Source organism: Pedobacter sp. BS3, assembly GCF_008274585.1.
Taxonomy (GTDB): Bacteria; Bacteroidota; Bacteroidia; order Sphingobacteriales; family Sphingobacteriaceae; genus Hufsiella_A.
In genome coordinates, this window is the sequence record NZ_VTRT01000004.1 from 18,288 (window position 1) to 39,283 (window position 20,996).

The following is a 20,996-nucleotide window of genomic DNA, read 5'->3' on the forward strand; positions in this document are numbered from 1 at the left end:
GTTATTATGAAAAAATTAATATATATCATGCTGGCTCTATTTGGTTTTATAGCCGGCTGCAAAAAAGATGAAGATCCGATATTTGACGACCCGGATACCAGGCTGGCTGCGGCTCTTGCCGATCACCAGGCAGAACTGCTGTCTGCTTCAAACGGCTGGAAAGCTACTATTTATCCCAAAGGAGGGAAAGGGTTCTTCTATTACTTTAAGTTCACGGCCGATGGTAAAGTAACCATGCTTTCTGATTTTAATACCACTACGGCCACTACCCCGAAAGAAAGTACATACCGGTTAAAAGCGCTGCAGCGCCCCACCCTGATCTTTGATACCTACAATTATATTCACCTCATTGCCGACCCCGACGCGAATGTGAGCGGCGGAAGCAATGCCACCGGGCTGACCTCCGATTTTGAATTTGCCTTTACCGGCAGCTCCGGCGACAGCCTGAAGTTTGAAGGTACGTTTAATAAAAATGCTATGGTAATGGTTAAGCTCAGCAGTGCCGAAGAACAAAATATTCTTGGTGGAGGGATTAAGAAGATACTGGATGAAAGCACTTTGGCGGTTTCAGGTAAAATACTTTACATTATGCTTAATAACAAGCAGGTGCCCGTTTCTATGAGCATGACCGGCAAAAGCTTTTCCATTGCCGGGCAATCCAGTTCTCCATTCTCATTTACGCTTGACGGATTAGAATTAAAAACACCTGTTACTTATAGTGGTATTACATTCAATAAAGTTTATTGGAATGCAAGCGGTAAATATTTCTATTTGTTAAATGGAACAACGGAAATTAAAATAGAGATATCTCCGTCGCCATTACCTTTAGATATTACACCTGCCCTGCATACGGTAATAAAAACTCGGTGGACTTCTATGCGAATAAATGTTGCTGATCTTCCGGATCTGTCAGCAGATTTTATGACCAAGTATAATACAGCAAATGCCAGTCTGGGTACATATCAGAATAATGCCGGCAGATATATTGAGTATATCAATATTCTTTTTAATGCTGATGGAACGGTTACGTTTGAAATACGTTACAAAAACCCGGCGTCGCCTTCATCTTATTATCTGGCAGATTTTATCTATAACATGACATTGAACACAACGACGGGAATTGCCCGATTTACATTAGCCGCGGCACCAACCGGAAATGCCAATACCATTAAGAGTTATGTTACCGCGTTAACAGATTATTTTGCTAATAATGATTTCAAGATAGTCTACATCTCTGCTGCCGCCCCGGCCGGTTCAACAGTTGGCGGTTTCTTGAGTCAGAATGATCCATCATCGTTCTTTTACGGTATACTGTTACAATGAGATGGGGTGTAGGTTGATCTGATAAGATCGTCTCCGGTGCTTACGTAGTTAAACGCCGGAGACGATCATTCTCTCACCTGGATCCAATGTAAATTCATGTATCTCAGATCTTAATCAATGGGTATGATCTCCTTGGAATTATTAATCTATATACTCCTGGCTTGCTGGCTCGTAAGCTTCGGTTTCGGAAGGTTTGAATGGTCTGTAGTTAGAGGCAAACGTAAATTTTATAAAATTTACCTGGCTTTAGCGCTTTCTTTTTATGCGGTCTTACTGATCTGTTTTTGCCAGGATCTGTCAAATTTCAGAAGAGTTATTATCGGGATAATGATTTTTACTCTTGGTATTTTAAGATTGATCAGGATCAATTACCTGGTACATAACAGGCCTTTGCCGGGATCTTTTAACGGGTAAACAAAGCCGTTATGTATGGTGGCGTTATCGTAGTTATTCACCTTTGCTATGATATTTTCAGCCCGCTGCTAAAATAAGCAGGTCTTTCAGGAAACCGTCTAAAAAACGGCTCATCGTCATTGTCACTTTTTGCCCATGCTTCCCGGTTAAAGATATAGCAGGTTTTACGCATTAGTGATTTTGCTGATAACCGGCAGATTTGCCCTGCACTTGCCTGAGGGTATTTCTTAAGCCATTTGAGGGGATAATGTGCAGGAAGCCGGCTAAGTATAAACTACACAAAATCTTCCGGCATAAAAAAACCGCCCTGTTGGGGCGGCTTTATAATAAATTTTTTTTAATCCTTAAAAAGTGAAGCGGATGGCCAGACCCACATCGCCGGTCCAGAAATCCACATCATCAACCAGTTGTAATCTGGGGCGCCAATCTAAGGCCAGGTTAATAGGAGCACCGGTAAATTTATAGTCCAAGCCTAATACGCCATCGGCGCTTAAAAAGAAACTTCCATCAGCATACTTGGGTTTAGAAGAGCCAAGTGAAGCACCACCTCCATAATACCATCTTAACCCTGGAGCATTCTGTATATTGTTATGTATTTCATACAGACCAGTGATAAAAACGTACTTGTAATCATCGTGGCTTCGGAAGTTCAGGTTGAAATCCAGCGCATTTTGCGCATTAAGGAAAGTCTTAAAATTGATGCCATTATACGCTCCTACGCGTACACCAAGCGCATGTTTGTAATCCTGTGCCTGGGTTTTGTTTACCAATAAAAATGCAAATACTGCGATAAATGATAATGAAGTAATTTTTTTCATGTCGAATAATAATTGTTTGTTGCCAAATAACAAATACAATGCCATAACGTCTGTAAAGGTTAAATTATTATCGTTTTATTGGTATTTTTAACCTAAAAAATCCAAAAAATATCTTATGAAACCGCATGATTAAACTCCGCAAAGTTTCATTGATACTATTAAAAAATAAGAGGGTATTGTAAACATTAAACTCCGAATTACTCGGAACAAGTGTTGGGATTTGCCCGTACTGCCTGTCCCGAGAGGAATGATTCGGGATACGGACTCAACTTTTGACTTATCAGTAGTACAACTCTAAAATATAATTCGTTAATTAGACATAACCAATAACACGTTAAATAATATAATGCACACCCTGAATCGCATCATTGATTTACTGGATAACCTGGACACTGTATACAAAAATGAACCTGTTGTTGCGGGTAAACGGCGGGGCGAATGGCAACATTATACCGCGACCAGGTTCAAAGATCACGTTAATATACTGAGCCGCGGCCTGCTGGCCCTGGGTATTAGTCCGAAGGACAAAGTGGCGATCATGTCGGAAAACCGGCCTGAATGGAATATATGCGATTTTGCAATTATGCAGATCGGCATTACCCAGGTACCGATGTACCCCACGCTTTCAGAGCACGACATCGAGTTCATCCTGCAGGATGCCGGTATCAGGCTGTTATTTGTATCGGGCAGCGATACACTGTATAAAGTGCAGGACGTTTGTCGTAAAACAGGCACACAGATCTATACATTTGATAAAATTGCCGGCGTTCCGCATTGGCTGGATATAACAGAGGCCGGTAAAAAGCATACAGATGCAAACTTACAGGAATACCGTAACCGCATTACGCCGGATGATCTGCTTACCCTGATATATACCTCCGGCACAACCGGTACGCCCAAAGGAGTAATGCTAACCCATCAGAATGTGGCGAGCAACGTGGCAACCTGCGCCCGGTTATATCCTGCGGGCTTCACCCGTGCATTGAGCTTTCTGCCCATATCGCACATTTTTGAGCGTATGGTTATTTATATGTATTTGTACCAGGGCATTTCCGTGTATTATGCCGAAAGTATGGATACCATTGTTGCCGATATTAATACCGTGAAACCGCATGGTTTTACCACGGTGCCGCGTTTGCTTGAAAAGGTATACGATAAGATCGTTGCCAAAGGCGAAGTGCTGCCCGGTATTAAACGCCGTATATTTTTCTGGGCACTGTATTTGGCATTACGTTATGAGATGGACGGTAAGAACGGCTGGTGGTATGAAATGCAGCTTTTAATTGCCAGTAAGCTGGTTTTTAACCAGTGGCGCAAAGCGCTTGGCGGAAACATTAAAGCCATTATATCTGGCGGAGCCGCTTTGCAGCCCCGGTTGGCACGGGTATTCTGGGCAGCCCGGATGCCGGTATTGGAAGGTTACGGGTTAACCGAGACCTCGCCGGTTATAGCTGTTAATTTCCTGGGTAAAGGGAATGCCGCTTTCGGTACGGTAGGTAAACCCATAAAAAATGCCGTTATAAAAATTGCCGAAGATGGTGAGATCCTGTATAAAGGGCCTAACCTGATGAAAGGTTACTATAACCGGCCCGACCTGACAGCCGAGGTAATTGATACCGAAGGCTTTTACCACACGGGTGATATCGGTAAGCTGGATGAGGCCGGCTTTTTAATCATTACCGACCGTAAGAAAGAGATGTTTAAAACGGCAGGAGGTAAATATATAGCGCCGCAGGTGCTTGAAAATAAGTTTAAAGAATCTGTACTCATTGAGCATATCATGGTGCTTGGCGAAAACCGGCGTTTTCCATCTGCCTTGATCGTACCCGCCTTTGACGAGCTGAAAGCCTGGTGCGCTAAAAAAGGTATTCCATACACCTCTGATGAAGAAATGGTTAAAAATGAGCAGGTCATTGCCGAATACCAGCGTATAGTTGACCAGTACAATACAAATTTCGGGCACTGGGAGCAGGTGAAGAAATTTGTGCTGATGCCCCATGAATGGAGTATTGATACCGGTGAGCTCACCCCGAAGTTAAGTTTCAGGCGGAAAGTAATTCTCGAAAAGCACAAAGACCTCATTGAAGAAATATACGCCGAAGAACATCATGAGGAATAAGGGATGCCATTAGTGTATTAAATCACGATTCATCTGTGCGTCATCCTGACGCAGGTCATCCCGAAGCCTCGTGGCAATGACGTCACATTTTTTAAATACGTTTGCCTGAAGAACCTCCCGCTGCTAAGAAAAATACTTCAGCTCCACCGTCTCGCCGTCAAAAACCGCGTAGGAATTATAGCTCAGCCATTCGCCGAGATTGATATAGCGGCTGCCCCGGCTTAACGGAATATCGAGCGGTAAATGCCGGTGACCGAAGATCATGTAATCAAAATATTCTGTTTGCAGCAATTGCTCGCAGTAGACAACCAGCCATTCCTGTTCCTTGCTTTTAAATTCCGTTGTGCGTTTTCCGCCCGCCGCCCGGCTGCTTTGCGACCATTTCAACGCTATGCCAATACCCAGGTTAGGATGTATGCGGGCAAACAGCCACTGGCAGAAACGACTTCTGAATATCTTTTTTAGCAGCTTGTATTTGGCATCGCCAGGACCAAGGCCATCGCCGTGATGCAGGTAGAAGCGTTTGTTATTTCGTTCTATGATTAATTCATCCGGTACAATGGTGATACCCATTTCTCGGGTAAAATACCCGAACATCCACATGTCATGATTACCCTTAAAGAAGGTGATTTTAATGCCCTCGTCAGATAATTCGGCCAGCTTTCCCTGGAAACGGATAAAACCCTTTGGTACAACCGTTTCATATTCAAACCAGAAATCAAAGATGTCTCCCATCAGGTAAATCTCGGCGGCATCGGTTTTAATCATGTCGAGCCACCGCACAATGCGGTCTTCGCGTTCACGGCTTTGCGCATAACCGGGAGCCCCCAAATGGAAATCGGATGCGAAATAGATTTTGTGGCCTGCAGACATGGCCGTAAAAATACATATTAGTGTTAAGTCAAAAGCCAAAATTAAAAATTAAAAAAAACCATGCAATCGTCCACGTTTATAACGTGGATTGACGGAGAACAGAGATTGTATCGCTTTACGCCCTGTTGTTTAAATATCAACGTTCAAATAGTTTTGTAAATTAGCCCAAACACATATTAAACATGAAAACCGCCATCGTTACATCAGCCATTTTTGTAATTGTTTACAGCGGTTATAGCCAGACTATGAATACTATTGCTTATCCCCAAACAAAGAAAGAACCCGTAACCGATACCTATTTTGGAACCGCAGTTTCCGACCCGTACCGCTGGCTGGAAGACGACCGGTCTGCCGAAACCAAAGCCTGGGTACAGGCCGAAAATAAAGTAACACAGCATTATCTCGAAGCCATTCCTTACCGGCAGGATATCAAAAAGCGCCTGGAAACCCTGTGGAACTACGAAAAATACAGCGCTCCTTTTAAGGAAAGCAAATACACCTATTTCTACAAAAACGACGGTCTGCAAAACCAGGCTGTATTGTACCGGCAGGTTGATGACGGAGAGCCGGAAGTTTTCCTCGACCCCAACACTTTTTCTGCCGATGGAACTACATCACTGGCCGGCATCAGCTTTACCAAAGATGGTAGCCTGGCAGCCTATCAGCTATCAGAAGGAGGTTCCGACTGGCGCAAGGTTATCGTGATAAAAACCGGAGACAAAGCTATCGTGGGCGATACACTCATCGATGTTAAATTTTCCGATATCGCCTGGCATGGTAACGACGGCTTTTATTACAGCAGCTACGATAAGCCCAAAGAAGGCAGCCAGCTATCAGGCATGACCCAGCATCATAAGCTCTATTACCATAAGCTCGGAACGTCGCAACGCGAAGACAAGCTGGTGTTTGGCGGCGAAACCACGCCCCGCCGTTATATTGGCGCCTGGCTTACCGAAGACCAGCGTTTCCTGGCCATAACGGCGGCAAATTCCACCTCCGGAAATGAGCTGTACATTCGCGATTTAAGCAAGCCCGGCAGCCCGATAGTTCCGGTCATTACCGGTTTTGATACCAATAACGAGCTGGTAGATAACCAGGGAAGTACGCTGTACATCTACACCAACCTGAATGCGCCTAATTACCGCCTGGTTACCGTTGATGCCGCTAATCCCGGTCAGCAAAACTGGAAAGACCTCATTCCGCAAACCAGGCAGGTGCTTACTATCAGCACCGGCGGCGGCAAGCTGTTTACACATTACCTCAAAGATGCCATATCGCAGGTAAAGCAGTACGATATGAACGGCAAGCTGGAGCACGAGATTCAGTTACCCGGAGTGGGAACCGCATCTGGATTCCATGCCAAAAAACATGAAAAGAATTTGTATTTTACCTTCACCTCGTACATTTATCCGGCAACCATTTTTAAATACGATATCGCCACCGGCCGCTCCGTGCTGTATAAAAAATCAGGAGTAAAGTTTAATCCCGGTTTGTACGAATCCAAACAGGTATTTTATACATCGAAGGACGGAACCCGCATCCCGATGATCATTACCCACAAAAAAGGTATCCCGCTAAACGGGAAAAACCCAACGCTGCTGTACGGCTATGGCGGTTTTAATGTCAGCCTGACACCGGCGTTCAGCGTATCAACCATCATTTTACTGGAGCAGGGTGGCGTGTATGCCGTGCCCAACCTGCGTGGCGGCGGCGAGTACGGTGAAGAATGGCATATTGCCGGAACCAAGCTGCACAAGCAAAACGTGTTCGACGATTTTATTGCCGCGGCCGAATATCTTATCAGCAATCACTACACGTCGTCCGCTTACCTGGCTATTTCCGGCGGTTCCAACGGCGGCTTGCTGGTGGGCGCCGCCATGACACAGCGTCCCGAACTGTTCCGCGTGGCTTTGCCCGCCGTAGGCGTTTTAGACATGTTGCGGTATCATCAGTTTACTGCCGGCGCCGGCTGGGCTTACGATTACGGCACGGCCGAAGATTCCAAAGAGATGTTTGACTACCTATACCGGTATTCGCCCTATCATGCGCTCAAAAACGGCGTTTCTTATCCCGCCACGCTGGTTACCACTGCCGACCACGACGACCGGGTAGTGCCGGCGCATTCCTTTAAGTTTGCTGCCCGCTTGCAGGAATACCAGCACGGAACGGCTCCCGTACTTATCCGCATAGAAACCAAAGCCGGGCACGGCGCCGGTAAATCCACCGCACAAATCATCGACGAGCAAACCGATAAATGGGCCTTTATGCTGCACAATATGGGCCTTGATTTTAAACAGCAGGATTAAGATTTGAAGCGGAACGGTTTCTGCAGCTATCGGGCTTTCCTCCCGCTGTCCATTCATACGCCTGCAGCCTTAGCCACAGGCCGGTATCCATTCCCATCGGGGCTATGGTGAGAGGTTAGTGGTATAAAGTATTTTCGTAAATGATGTTAGGCAGGGGCCTCTCATAAGCACTACGCATTTATGATAACATCCTACAAAAATTGGCTAATAACTCACAAAATCCGGACATAGTTGCAGGTTAATTTTGATCTAACCAATGCTAAACCGGTTTTATGAAATTTCAGAGATACCTTTATCGTCTTGCAGCAATTGTTTGTTTATTGTGCCTGTTTGGTGGTAACCTGGCAGCACAGGTGCCCTTTCCCGGAACGGTAATAGCGCAAAGTCCGGCGCCGTTAACAAACAGCTATGCATCGCCAAGTATAGTCATCCTGCCGGATAGAAGCTATGTAGCTTCGCATGATATCAGCGGTACAATTACGGCGATATACCGTTCTGCAGATAGCGGGGCGCACTGGAGCTTCGTTGCCCTGGTATCCGACAGCCACTGGGCGACGCTTTTTGTGCATAACAACATCCTCTACCTGATGGGCGTTGCAAAATCTTTCGGCAATATCGTTATTCATAAATCGCTTGACGGCGGGTATAGCTGGACAAAACCAGACGATGCCAATACGGGGTTGCTGGTATCGGGTAGATTTCATACGGCACCTGTCCCGGTAGTAAGGCACAACGGACGTATATGGCGAGCTTACGAGGAAAGTCCCGACCCGGATAACGAGCGGGATTTTCACGCTTTTGTGATGTCTGCTCCCGAAGATGCAGATCTGTTAAAAGCCTCCAGCTGGACAAGGACGAATACGGTAGCGTTAAATCCGGCCTGGCTTAACGCGGATATACCCGAATGGTGCGAAGGTAACGTGGTAGTTACTCCCGATGGTAAGATCGTGGATTTCATCCGCCTGAAGACCGACCAGGCCGTAAACGGAACATTGGAAATGCAGGGGCCGGCTGCCGGTATCCCACGTTACGAGGTGGGTGCCAAAATAGAAATCTCTGATGACGGACAAACGGCAGCATTTAATACATCAACCGGTTTTGTTCATTTTCCGGGAGCAATGACCAAGTTTACCATTCGTTATGATCCCGTTTCGGGCAAATATTGGTCGTTGGTAAATAAAATCACTACGGTGTTTTCCGGGTGGGGTAACGGCTCAAGCAATGCGCCGTGGAACCAGCGTAATGTACTGATGTTATCCAGCTCTTCAGACTTGTTGAATTGGGAAGAACGTTATAAAATAATACGCTGGAACGAAGGTGAAATAATAACCCGGCGGGCAAACTTTGGCTTTCAGTATGCCGACTGGCAGTTTGATGGCAACGATATTGTAGCGGCAGTGCGTACCTCATGGTATGGCGCCGACTGGCACGATGCCAACACCATTACGTTTCACCGGCTTACTGATTTTCGTAATTTAACCATGGCCGATTCGCCTGCTGATATAGGCCCGCTGACACAAAGTCCCGGTAATATCCTGTCGTGGCAATTTGGGGTACCGCAAGCTACGGGTTCTGAAACTTTGGTAAACTCAACGGAAACCAATCCGGGGTTAAATGTTTCGGTGTTATCCCGCGGCAGCGGACTTAATGCGGCCGGTTTTGTACGTTCGTTTAACTCCACCTGTGGCACGCAGCATAATTCAAAAGATAATGCTATTGCCCGCAACGAATATCTCCAGTTCGAGGTTCAGGCAAAAAGCGGATACAGCGTATCGCTGGCTACTATTGACGCTAAACTCTCAAGAACTTCAGCCGGGGCGAAGAGCTACCAGTGGGCTTACAGTAAAGACGGCGTTAACTTTACCGATATCGGTACGGGCCCTGTTTTCAATTTAACAGATACCGATGGCGAAGGCGTTGTGCAGTCTGCCATCCACCTGGAAATGTATAAGGATTTGCAAAACGTGCCGTCGCCGGTAAAAATTACCTTCCGGATGTATATATGGGGCTCTACCAGCTTGTCGGGGAGATTCTCCGTTGGCCGGTATACTTCCGGCGATACAACGCCCAGCCTGGTTGTCGGCGGAGCTGTGGTGCCGACCCCGGTAAAAGAAACACCGCTGGCGGGTTGGACATTATCAGCAATTACCGGTAATACCACGGGCAGCTTAAACGCCGAGGTCAATAGCGGCAATCTGCTTAGCTCAACCTTATCCCGCGGCGGCGGTTTAACGGCAGCCGCACTTAACTACGGCTACTATTCCACGCTGAATCCAGGTAACAGCAGTGCGGAGGCTATTGCGAATAATGCTTATTATACATTCAGCATTCAGCCGGCATCAGGGCATTATGTATCCTTATCACGGCTCGAAGCCAAATTGCGGCGAAACAGTGCCGGGCCGGTTATTTACCGGTGGTATTACAGTAAAGACGGTGTGAATTTTGCACCCATAGGCGATACCGGCGATGTGCCTTTCCTGAGTACAGAGAATAATGGCCTGGTGCAGGCTCCTGTAGATTTATCGTCTATCGCGGAAATGCAGCATGTGGCCTCTACGCAAAGTATAACCTTTAGATTATATACCTGGGGCGCAGCAACATCAAGCGGGGGCTTTGGTTTTGCACGGTATACGGCTGATGATGATTATTGCCTGGCGGTTTATGGAACCACTTCGGATGACATTGTTACCGGCTGGAAGTTTGACACGGGTATTAACGGGAAAGAAGTTAGCAGTAACGCGACCACGGTAAATGCCGGAATTGAACAACCTGTTTTAACCCGTGGCAATCATGTTGCGGCAACCGAAGGCTCGACGGTATCGTTTGTAGGTAATTTTCCGGTAATGGCTACCAAAAGCGCTGCCATAGCCGACGGCAATTATTTCCAGTTTGTGCTGAAAGCCAAACCCGGTTTTGCCGTGTCGCTTACATCATTAGATGCCCGTATCCGGATACAGGAAAATGCTCCGCATCATTACTGCTGGCGGTATAGCCTGGATGGAACAACGTTCAGTGATCTTGGCCCTGCAGATATTACGGCGGCTACAACAGTGAATAATGGCGAAGCGCAGCCGCAGATCAACCTTTCGGCTTATACAGATCTGCAGAATGTGTCTTCTGATAAAAGTATTACCATCCGGTTATATGCCTGGGGCGGTACGGCAACCACCAGCAATTCGTTTGGGATTGGTAAATCATTATCCGGCGCAAATGCGCTGGTTATCGGCGGAACGGTAACAAACGCACTTCCTGTAACGCTATTGTCTTTTACCGGCAGGCCGGAAGGTAAACGGGTAAGACTGGATTGGACAACCGCGTCAGAGCAGAACAATTCTCATTTTGAAGTGCTGCGGAGTAAGGATGGTCAGCAATTTTATGCATTGGGAACCGTTGGCGGCCGGGGAACAACAACAAACCTAAGTAAATACAATTATGTAGATAATGATCCGGGTACAGGCATAAATTATTACCGGTTAAAACAGGTGGATCTTAACGCCAGCATAAGCTTATCGGATATTGTACCGGTAAAAATGGACTTAGTGGATTATAGCTTTAAAATTCATGCTGCTGCCGGCGATACACTAACATCGTTTTTTATCAATAGTCCATATACACAGCATGCGGTTATTTCTATAACAGACCTTACGGGAAGGCAATTGGCCGGTCAGCCTGTTATCCTGCAGCAAGGTAGCACGGTTTTCCGGTGGAATTTGCTGTTATCAGCAGGTGTTTATATCGCCAGGCTTGTACCCATAAATGAAAAAGCATTGACCGTAAAGTTTGTGAAATAAAACATATCCCAAACACGCATATACAAACACCCAATACTATGATAATATCCTACAAAAATTAGGTAATAATCGCCAATATATGGGTTAAAAAGCGCCGTAATTTTAGATAACCAATTATCAGGAATACTAACGCTTTACCTGGAGATAGGTTATGATTTAAGTGTTTTCAAGGCAGATGTATAACATCCTGGTAAGAAAGAGTTAACCAATTAAACTAAACGAAATATGAAGCCGGTTTATTATTATGTTTTTGCCTTAATTGTTTCTGTATGTTTAACTAATGAGGGTTTCGGGCAGATAGTTGCCTGGCAATTCGCCTTGCCGGAACCATCTACAGGAAGAGAGAAAACGGCAGCAGCCACCACCAATCATGCCAATTTAGAACAGTCGGTTTTAAGTCGTGGTCCGGGCGCCGTGCCCAAGCAGGGAAATCTACGCGGTTTTAGCGGTAATTTCCCGGTAAATGCTGATCAGGAAGCTGCAAAAATCTCGGGAGCTTATTACCAGTTTACAGTCAAAGCCAAACCGGGGTACCAGGTATCGCTGAGTTCGCTCGAAGCTACCTTACGGCGCCAGGCAGAATCGGCACATATCTACCGTTGGATGTACAGCCTGGATGGCAAGACATTCAAGGAAATTGGCGATCAGGATATTACCATTACCGATTTAACGAATAATGGAGTGAAGCAACCTGCAATCAGTTTAACAGGATATAACGATCTGCAGCATGTTTCGTCTTCAAAAACAATTACGTTCAGAATATACGCATGGGGCGGTACTGCGACCGAGGGCAGTGCCAGGGCTTTTGGTTTTGGTAAATCAGATAGCAAAGGCAGTAATGCCCTGGCACTTGATGGAACGGTAAGCCCGGTTAAATAAAAGCAGGCTTTTTATAAACTGATTAATAAAATACTTAAAACGAAAGATTATGAAAAAGATTTACTTTATTACAATGGCACTCATTGCAGGGTTAAGCAATGCCCTCAGTGCGCAAGATTTATTAGCTGGCTGGAGTTTTAGAAATCCAACCGTTTTTACGGGGAAGGAAACGGAAGCAACCGCAAATAGCAGTACCGGTACCACGTTTCAAACTCAGCCAAAAATAACCTTTGGGCCAAATCTAACTACTGCCGGTACGGGTAATTCTGGTGGTTTTGGAGGGGATATAAGCAGTGCAGGAACAATACCAACTACATTTGCCCAGGCGGTTAGTACAGGTACTTATTATGAAATCATATTACAGCCAAAAACCGGGACAACGGTTTCCTTAGGTACTCTTGATTTTAGAATCAGGCGAGAATTCAACAAATCGCCAAATATGTATGTCTGGACATATAGTATAAATAATACAGATGCAGCATCTTTCCTGGCGAATAAATTGCATACTGAAAAAGATATATCTAATGAATATTATAATCAGGTAAGTGGGGATGCCTCAAATAACGGTGTTATCCAAACAACAGTAGCATTAACCGGGCTAACTAACCTTACATCGACCTCTACTGTATATTTACGTTTGTATTTTTGGAATACATTAGACTTGACAGGTATTACCACATCAACAGCGAAAGGCTATAATTTTGCTTTGGGTAAAACAACAACAGCTACAGAAGGCAATTATGAAGCACTTAATATAAAAGGTACCACCACCCTCCCCGTAAAACTCACCTCCTTTACTGCTCAAAAAGAATTAAACGGGGTGAAATTAAACTGGCAAACCGCATCAGAAGAAAATAATTCTCATTTCGAAATTTACAGGTCAGGAAATGGTAAGCCTGATGAATTATTAGGAACCGTAAAAGGTAATGGTACAAGCTCATCGGTTAATGTCTATCATTTTACAGATTATGCACCTCTGGCAGGCACAAATTATTACCAGTTACGCCAGGTAGATGCAGATGGTAAGTACGAAGAATCAGCTATCCTGCCTGTAAATACATCCTTACAGGGAAATGTCCTGAAAGTATATGCAGGGGCAAGCGGATCGGAAGTGAAAATATGGGTTACACAGGCAGATGCAGGCAAAAGCGAATTGCAGATAACCGATCTGTCTGGGCGCAGCATCTACAAACAAGCGGTTGATCTGCATGCGGGGGAAAACCTGTTCAGTGTACCATTTAACAGTAACAAAGGAATTTATGTGGTTTCTCTCATTTCCGGTAAAGGAGAGCATTTGAATACAAAATTTATGAGGTGAGATTGCACGGATTAAAGGGATTACACAGATAAAGGGGATTACACAGATTGAATGGCATGCACAGATATTGGTTGATGTAACCTCTTTAATCCATGTAATCTAAGCAATCCGTGTAATCATTTTAATCGGTGTAATCAATTAATAAACTAAATATGCAGGTAAAAAACAAAGTACAGGCTGCTATATTGCTGTTACTGTTCATATTACCCCATTTTACGGTACAGGCACAGCAGGCGGGCCGTAAGCTGGTAAGTGGTATTGTAGTAGACAGCGAGGACAACGAGCCTCTTATAGGAGCGCACATTCGTGTCAGAGGAGACGAAAAAAGAGCGGCAGTTACGGATAAAGATGGCAAATTCAGCATCCGGGCCGCCAATACGGAAGTATTGATCTTTAATTATGTGGGTTATAATTCCCGGCAAATATCGGTCAGCAATCTTACAGGTACTATAAAACTGACATCCAGTACAACCGCATTGAAAGAAGTGGTTGTTATAGGCTACGGTACGGTAAACAAAAAGGATTTTACAGGCTCGCTTTCGGAGGTAAAGGTAGAAGATATCAACAAAGCACCTGTACCCAATATTGCCCAGGCTCTCGCCGGCAGGGTAGCCGGTTTACAGGTAAATGCCTTGTCGGGGCAACCCGGAGAAGAATCGGATATTGTCATCAGGGGAGGCAATTCTATTACCCAGGATAACTCGCCTCTTTATGTCGTGGACGGATTTCCTATAGAAGGATTTAGCCTTTCATCTATTAACCCCGAAGAAATTGAAGATTTCAGGATACTGAAAGATGCTTCCGCGACCTCTATTTACGGTAGCAGAGCTGCGAACGGTGTTATTATTATTGAGACAAAAAAGGGGAAAGAAGGACTTCCTACTGTTACCTACAATATGAACCTGAGCCTGCAACAGGCTAACAAGTTCATGGATATGATGAACCCTTATGAATTTGTCAAATACCAGCTGGAATTAGATCCGGCAGATGCACAAACAATCTATTTAGATAAACCGGGCCGTACGTTGGACGATTACAAGAGTATACCAGGGCACGATTGGCAGGATATGCTGTTCAGAACGGCGCTCATGCACAATCATAACCTGTCCTTAAGAGGAGGAAGTAAATCAACTAAATATGCCTTTTCAGGTAACGTGATTAACCAGGACGGGGTTATCATTAATTCCGGTTTTGCCAGATACCAGGGACGGGCAAGGGTTGACCAGGAAATTAATAAGAATTTAAAGGTTAATTTGAATCTGAGTTACTCAAAAGATAAAAATTATGGCCAGTTAACTAATCAGCAGGCATCCGGCAATAACTCTTATGCTACATACATCATGTACAGAACCTGGGGTTACAGACCGGTATCTACCTCCGGAGACCTGACCGATATGTTGTTTGACGATGATGAGGAAGGAAGTGAGACACTGCTTGTTATGAACCCCATTATTTCAACCAAAAATGAATTCAGGCAGCAGAATCGGACATTTTTTACCGGTAACCTGGGCATTGATTATACGTTGCCCTGGAACCTGAAACTGAATATCAGGGGTGGTTACACCTCAAGGATGACGAGAGACGAATCTTTTAACAATTCCAATACCTATAGGGGATACCCTTCGGCGAATAATGCAAACGGCGTAAACGGTGGATTTTCTGAAAAGACAGTGGTAGACTGGATGAATGAAAACACTCTTACGTACACTAAAAAATTTAATAAAAATCATCAATTAGATGCTTTGATGGGTATTACCGTGCAGGGGCAGAACTCAGATCAATACGGCTTTACATCTATCCAGATTCCCAATGAGGAATTGGGAATCAGGGCATTGAGTTCGGGTTATATCAAAGATCCTATCTCTCTCGCCTCAGCCAATATGCTTTTATCTTACCTGGCCCGCGTAAACTATAATTACCGGGGAAAATACCTGTTGACTGCAAATTTCAGAACAGATGGCTCATCAAAGTTTGCTCCGCAGAACAGGTGGGGATATTTTCCGTCGTTTGCCGCGGCTTGGAGGTTAGGTAAGGAGGAGTTTTTTAAGAACATCCCTTTTATCAGCGATTCCAAGCTTAGGGCAAGCTGGGGAGCTACCGGTAATAACCGCGTAAACGATCTGGTTACTTCTGATATAGTGACACTGGGTGATTATTACGGTATCGGCACAGGAAGCGCTATTCCCGATTTTGCACTTATCATGTCGAATTTTGGAAATAAAGATCTGAAATGGGAAACTACTTATCAGTTGGATGTTGGTTATGAGTTGTCGTTATTTAAAAGCAGGTTAAACTTTGTTTTCGATTACTATAATAAAGACACCAAAGACCTATTGCTGTATTCAAATGCGCCTTATACCAGCGGATATGCAAAAATATACAGGAATGTAGGTTCTATCCGCAACAGAGGTTTCGAAGTGGAGATCAACTCGGTAAATATCAATACCAAAAACTTTAAATGGAGCTCTAATTTTAATATCTCATTTAACAAAAATACCGTATTGGGCTTAACAGACGACGAAAAAACGATGTTCTCTAACCCGGCCTTTACAGCAACCTGGAACTCATCCAATCTTTACATTACACAGGTTGGTATGCCGGTTTCATCATTTTATGGCCTGATATGGGATGGCGTGTACCAGCTATCAGACTTTGATCAATTGTCAAATGGTAATCGTGTGCTTAAAGATGGCGTAGTGTCCCTGTACGAAGACAGAAATCTTACCCAACCGGGCGATATTAAGTATAGGGATATTAATGGCGATGGTATCATTGATGATAAAGATAAAATTGTTATGGGGCGTACCCTGCCCATACATTATGGCGGTTTCAATAATAATTTCCAGTATAAAAATATCAGCCTGAATGTGTTTTTCCAATGGAATTATGGAAATGATATCATGAACGCCAACCGTTTGATGTTTGAAGGTAACAGTACGGGAAGAATAGCCTTGAATCAGTTTGCGTCTTACACAGACAGGTGGACAGTAGATAACCCTTCCAACGAACAGTTCAGAACACGTGGATATGGGCCAGCAGGTTATTTTTCAACCAAACAGTTAGAAGATGGGTCATATCTTCGTCTCAAGACCGTTGAATTGACCTATCGTCTGCCTAAAAAATGGTTGGGCAAAATATCGGGTATTGATTTGAGTGTAGCCGCTCAAAACCTGTATACCTGGAGCAAGTATTCGGGATTGGATCCGGAGGTGTCCACACGGAACTCTATATTGACACCGGGCTTCGATTATTCGGCTTATGCCCAGAATTTCACCATTGCTTTTGGAGCTAAGGTTGTTTTCTAAATATCTAAATAGGTACAGAAATGAAAAATATATTTAAAAAAATAGCCATAATAGGGAGTCTTTTTTTAACAGCCTCCTGCAACGATATTTTGGACGTAAATCCTTCCAAATACGTGATGGAGAAAGATACGTACTACAGTACGGAAGCCGAACTGAATTACGCCTTAAATGGTGTTTACGCGGCATTGGCAGATGGTAACCTGTATGGCAATAATATGCTGGGCAGAATGGGACTTGAAGCCGACGAGGCTTATGAAGATTACAGCTCGGATGAAAATTCCGTGGGCGATTACAACGTGGAGTCTACAGAACCCAAGATACAGAATTACTGGCGATCATGTTATACCGGTATTGACCGGGCCAATAATTTGCTGGCTAATGTAGATAACGCTGATATTGCTATTGATAATAGTAAACGTGATGACATCAGAGGGCAGGCATTATTCCTGCGTGCTTATTATTATTTGATGCTGGTCACCCGTTTTCAGGGCGTTCCCATAATTTTAAAGCCAATTGCAAATGCGAATGCAGCAGAGCTGCAGCAACCACGGGCCACAGGGAGGGAAGTGTATGCCCAGATTCTGGAAGATATGGAAAAAGCGGCAGCCTGGGTAAAGCCGGCCAGTCAGGTAGGTACAGGCGGACGCGTTTCTAAATCTGCTGTATGGGGGCTGTTGGCCAGGGTAAACCTGTACCTGGCCGGATATCCCTACAATGAACAGGAGCGTTATAAAGATGCGATGGTATATGCAGGCCGGGTTATTGATGAGCATTTTCATGCGCTGAACCCTTCGTATCAGCAGGTTTTTATCAATTACGCCCAGGATAAATATGATATCCGCGAAAGTATTTTCGAAGTAGAATTCTTTAGTGATGGTACAGGAGTATATCCTGCATCCGGTATGGTAGGAAGAAATAACGGGATAAGAAATCCCGTTATTGATGATGTTATTGGCTATGCCCAGGGTGTTTTGCGGTCTACAGATTACCTGTATGGTTTGTATTCCGCTTCAGATGTGCGGAGAGATTGGAATGTGGCGCCGTTCTACTACGTAAATAATAATGATGTTGCAACCGTTACAAATTGGGGAGCTACAGATTCGAAATATCAGCGGTTTTGTGGGAAATTCAGAAGAGAATACGAAACCGTTCTGCCAAAGCTGCAATCGCAAACCCCTCAAAACTTCCCGATCTTACGGTATTCAGATGTACTGCTGATGTATGCCGAAGCGTATAACGAATATTTTAAAGGTGCTGATAATAATGCGCTGGAATACCTGAATATGGTAAAAAGAAGAGGACTTGGATTAAATCCGACAACGGCAAGTCCAGGCACAGACTTTACAGATAGAAGTTATACCGCTTTTCAACGGGAGGTTAGAGAAGAAAGACCTCGTGAATTATGCTTCGAAATGCTTCGGAAAAATGATGTGGTTCGTTGGAATGTGTTTTACGATAATATGGTTGTACGGGAAGCGGAGACACCTCAAACCTTTACCTCTTCATACTATGTCAGGGCAAGAAGATATTTCAGGAGTGTAGAGCCTAAAGATATGTGGTGGCCAATTCCTTCGTATGAAATGGGAGTTAACAAAAAATTAGTTCAAAATCAGGGATGGTAATGATGAGCCCGGCATTGATCAACATAAGCATTAAAACACAGATAAATGTTTATCGTGATCATCAGAGGTTCCATCAACCAAATAAAATAATAAACGGATGAAAAAGTATTTAACAGTTGTAAGCATGTTGCTTACCATGGCTGCATGTAAAGATCCTTACGAAGTAACAGAGCCCGTTTTCAATGTATCCACAGAGCAGACGGTTTATGCGGTAGGCGAAAGGATCAAATTCACGATAGAAGGCAGTCCGGATATGATCAACTTCTATTCGGGCAGTAATGGCAACGATTATGCCTATCATGATAAAGAGCGCATTTATGATATTGTGCCCAAGCTGAGTTTCAGAGCGGCAAAGTTTGCAGGAAATAATAGCGATTGCGCCGAATTGCTGTACACAACCGATTTTGACGGAAATTATACCTATGATAACGTTAAAGCGGTAAACTGGATCAATATATCAAACAGGTTTACTATTCCGCCTATTGTGGGTACGGCCGCTTCTTTTTCTGATGCAGGCACTGCAGATATTTCTGACTTAGTAGTAGAAGGAAAACCGATCTGTTTTGCCTGGCATTGCAAAACCAATGAAGCTTCGCAGCGTACCAGATTCCAGGTTACAGATTTTAATGTAAACGGTGAGAACCAGAACGATAGTGATCTTTCAGGCGTGTTATATTCCCAGGCTCAGCTTAGTTTTCAATGGGTTTTAAACGCAGATGCAGCAAATCAGGCATCCAACAAACCCAGCGTTACAAACACATTGGTTTATTGGGATGGAATATTCGACAATACGGCAGGTCCTTTAAAAGAGGGATATGCGGTTAGCGCTCCCGTTACTATCTCCGATCAGATAAACTTAGGGCTTGATAAACCCCAGGTTATTAAAAGTATACAAAACGAAAACATGACCGAATTTTATTACACGTTTGATAAAGCCGGGGAATATGAAGTAGCCTTTGTTGGATACAATGTAAACTACAAAGGAAAGAAGGAAGCCGTTAAAAAAATAAAGCTAACCATTCAGTAAAAGCTATTATGAAAGATCTTATAAAAATATACCTCATTGCGGGGCTATGCGTATCAGCTATGGTAGCCTCATGTAATAAAGATCCGGAAGGAGTTATGGATCGTCCTAAGATCGATGTTGAAGATCCAACCAGCCAGGGGCCGATGAGCTTTGATGTGCGGGTAGATGAAAGCAGCACGTTAAAAGTAGGTGATACCGTTAAATTTATCATGGAAGGTAACCCGGATATGGTTAGTTTCTATTCAGGAGCCATTGGTAATGATTATGCTTATAAAGATACAGAGCGTTTTTATGATATTGTCGCCAATCTGAGCTTTAGGTCAGGGAAAGCCCCTAACAATAATACGGAAGCTAACTGGGATTGCGCCCAGTTGGTATACTCTACGGATTTCAATGGAGACCGAAGCAGCGGGAATGCGTACACTAACGTACAAGCAGCAACATGGACAAATATTACAAACCGCTTCGCTTTGCCAACTGTACCAGGTGACATCGCTAATTATGTAAATTCAGGTGCGGGGGATATATCCGATATTTTTGCAGCAGGAAAACCGGTTTATTTAGCCTGGCACTGTACTACACAAGCGGCTTCTAACAGGGTACAGTTCAGAGTTATCGAATCCAGTATTCAAGGTATTGTGATAGGCAATAGCTCTTTATCCAGGGAGTTGTATACACAGAGCCAGCTGGGCTTTCAATGGGTAGAGAATCCGGCATCAGCAGCACAGGCAAGTAACAGGCCTACTGTTTCCTCTACGCAGGTAATGTGGAATGGCATATTCAATAACCTGACCGGTCCATTTAAAGAAGGCTATGCCATCAGCGGGCCTTTAACGTTGCCTCAGTTCAACGCCGGGAAGGATATGCCAACGGTTATTATCACCAAACAAAATAAAAATGCGCTGGTGCACAAATTTGTTTATAGCAAAGCTGGTAACTACGAGGTTGTCTTTATTGCTGCCAACACTCATGTCAATGAGCAACCGGAGATCATTAAGAAGCTCAATATAACCATTACACCATAAGAACATTCTCTGCTGTTCGGGATCTGTAATCCCGAACCCGTTAATGCCGGATTTGTAATCCGGTAAGTCTAATTGAAAATAATAAGGTTGTAATATGCTAATATCCTACAGTAATTAGATAATTATCACCAGTATACGCACATAGTAAGCGTTAACTTTGCATACAGTTTACTATC

The 20,996-nt window shown here is 44.2% G+C and carries 12 protein-coding genes; 10 read left to right on the top strand and 2 right to left on the bottom strand.

The genetic code is table 11. From position 1 onward, the window contains the following. Positions 1–6 precede the first annotated feature (6 nt). Entirely contained in the window at positions 7–1,323 is a 1,317-nt protein-coding gene (locus tag FW774_RS11875; protein ID WP_187774883.1) for a DUF4302 domain-containing protein, read from the top strand. Positions 1,324–2,081: 758 nt separating this feature from the next. Here the strand turns inward: FW774_RS11875 and FW774_RS11880 are convergent. Next, entirely contained in the window at positions 2,082–2,555 is a 474-nt protein-coding gene (locus FW774_RS11880; RefSeq protein ID WP_149348422.1) for a hypothetical protein, read from the bottom strand. Between the two features lie 346 nt (positions 2,556–2,901). Here FW774_RS11880 and FW774_RS11885 point away from each other — a divergent pair, with 346 nt between their 5' ends. Then, complete coding sequence (locus tag FW774_RS11885; protein ID WP_149348423.1) at positions 2,902–4,674, top strand: AMP-dependent synthetase/ligase; 1,773 nt, start codon at positions 2,902–2,904, stop codon at positions 4,672–4,674. Between the two features lie 123 nt (positions 4,675–4,797). Here the strand turns inward: FW774_RS11885 and FW774_RS11890 are convergent, their stop codons facing one another. Next, entirely contained in the window at positions 4,798–5,547 is a 750-nt protein-coding gene (locus tag FW774_RS11890) for a UDP-2,3-diacylglucosamine diphosphatase (protein ID WP_149348424.1), read from the bottom strand. A 245-nt stretch (positions 5,548–5,792) separates the two neighbouring features. Between FW774_RS11890 and FW774_RS11895 the strand changes: the two genes are divergently transcribed. From FW774_RS11895 to FW774_RS11930, 8 genes are all read left to right on the top strand, one after another. Then, positions 5,793–7,853 (top strand): prolyl oligopeptidase family serine peptidase, encoded by a 2,061-nt coding sequence (locus tag FW774_RS11895; protein ID WP_242457828.1) that lies wholly within the window; start codon positions 5,793–5,795, stop codon positions 7,851–7,853. Between the two features lie 272 nt (positions 7,854–8,125). Next, the gene (locus tag FW774_RS11900) at positions 8,126–11,644 is read left to right on the top strand and encodes a hypothetical protein (protein ID WP_149348426.1); all 3,519 of its coding nucleotides are present in this window, start codon (positions 8,126–8,128) and stop codon (positions 11,642–11,644) included. Between the two features lie 225 nt (positions 11,645–11,869). After that, positions 11,870–12,523: a hypothetical protein gene (locus FW774_RS11905; protein WP_149348427.1), complete on the top strand. Its 654-nt coding sequence runs from the start codon at positions 11,870–11,872 to the stop codon at positions 12,521–12,523. 49 nt (positions 12,524–12,572) lie between these two features. Then, a complete protein-coding gene (locus FW774_RS11910; RefSeq protein WP_149348428.1) occupies positions 12,573–13,841 on the top strand; it encodes a T9SS type A sorting domain-containing protein in 1,269 nt (422 codons plus the stop codon). Positions 13,842–13,993: 152 nt separating this feature from the next. Beyond that, entirely contained in the window at positions 13,994–17,146 is a 3,153-nt protein-coding gene (locus tag FW774_RS11915) for a SusC/RagA family TonB-linked outer membrane protein (protein ID WP_149348429.1), read from the top strand. A gap of 20 nt (positions 17,147–17,166) precedes the next feature. After that, the gene (locus FW774_RS11920; protein WP_149348430.1) at positions 17,167–18,768 is read left to right on the top strand and encodes a RagB/SusD family nutrient uptake outer membrane protein; all 1,602 of its coding nucleotides are present in this window, start codon (positions 17,167–17,169) and stop codon (positions 18,766–18,768) included. A 97-nt stretch (positions 18,769–18,865) separates the two neighbouring features. Continuing rightward, a complete protein-coding gene (locus FW774_RS11925; protein ID WP_149348431.1) occupies positions 18,866–19,795 on the top strand; it encodes a DUF5017 domain-containing protein in 930 nt (309 codons plus the stop codon). An 8-nt stretch (positions 19,796–19,803) separates the two neighbouring features. Next, positions 19,804–20,820: a DUF5017 domain-containing protein gene (locus FW774_RS11930; RefSeq protein ID WP_149348432.1), complete on the top strand. Its 1,017-nt coding sequence runs from the start codon at positions 19,804–19,806 to the stop codon at positions 20,818–20,820. Positions 20,821–20,996: the final 176 nt, after the last annotated feature.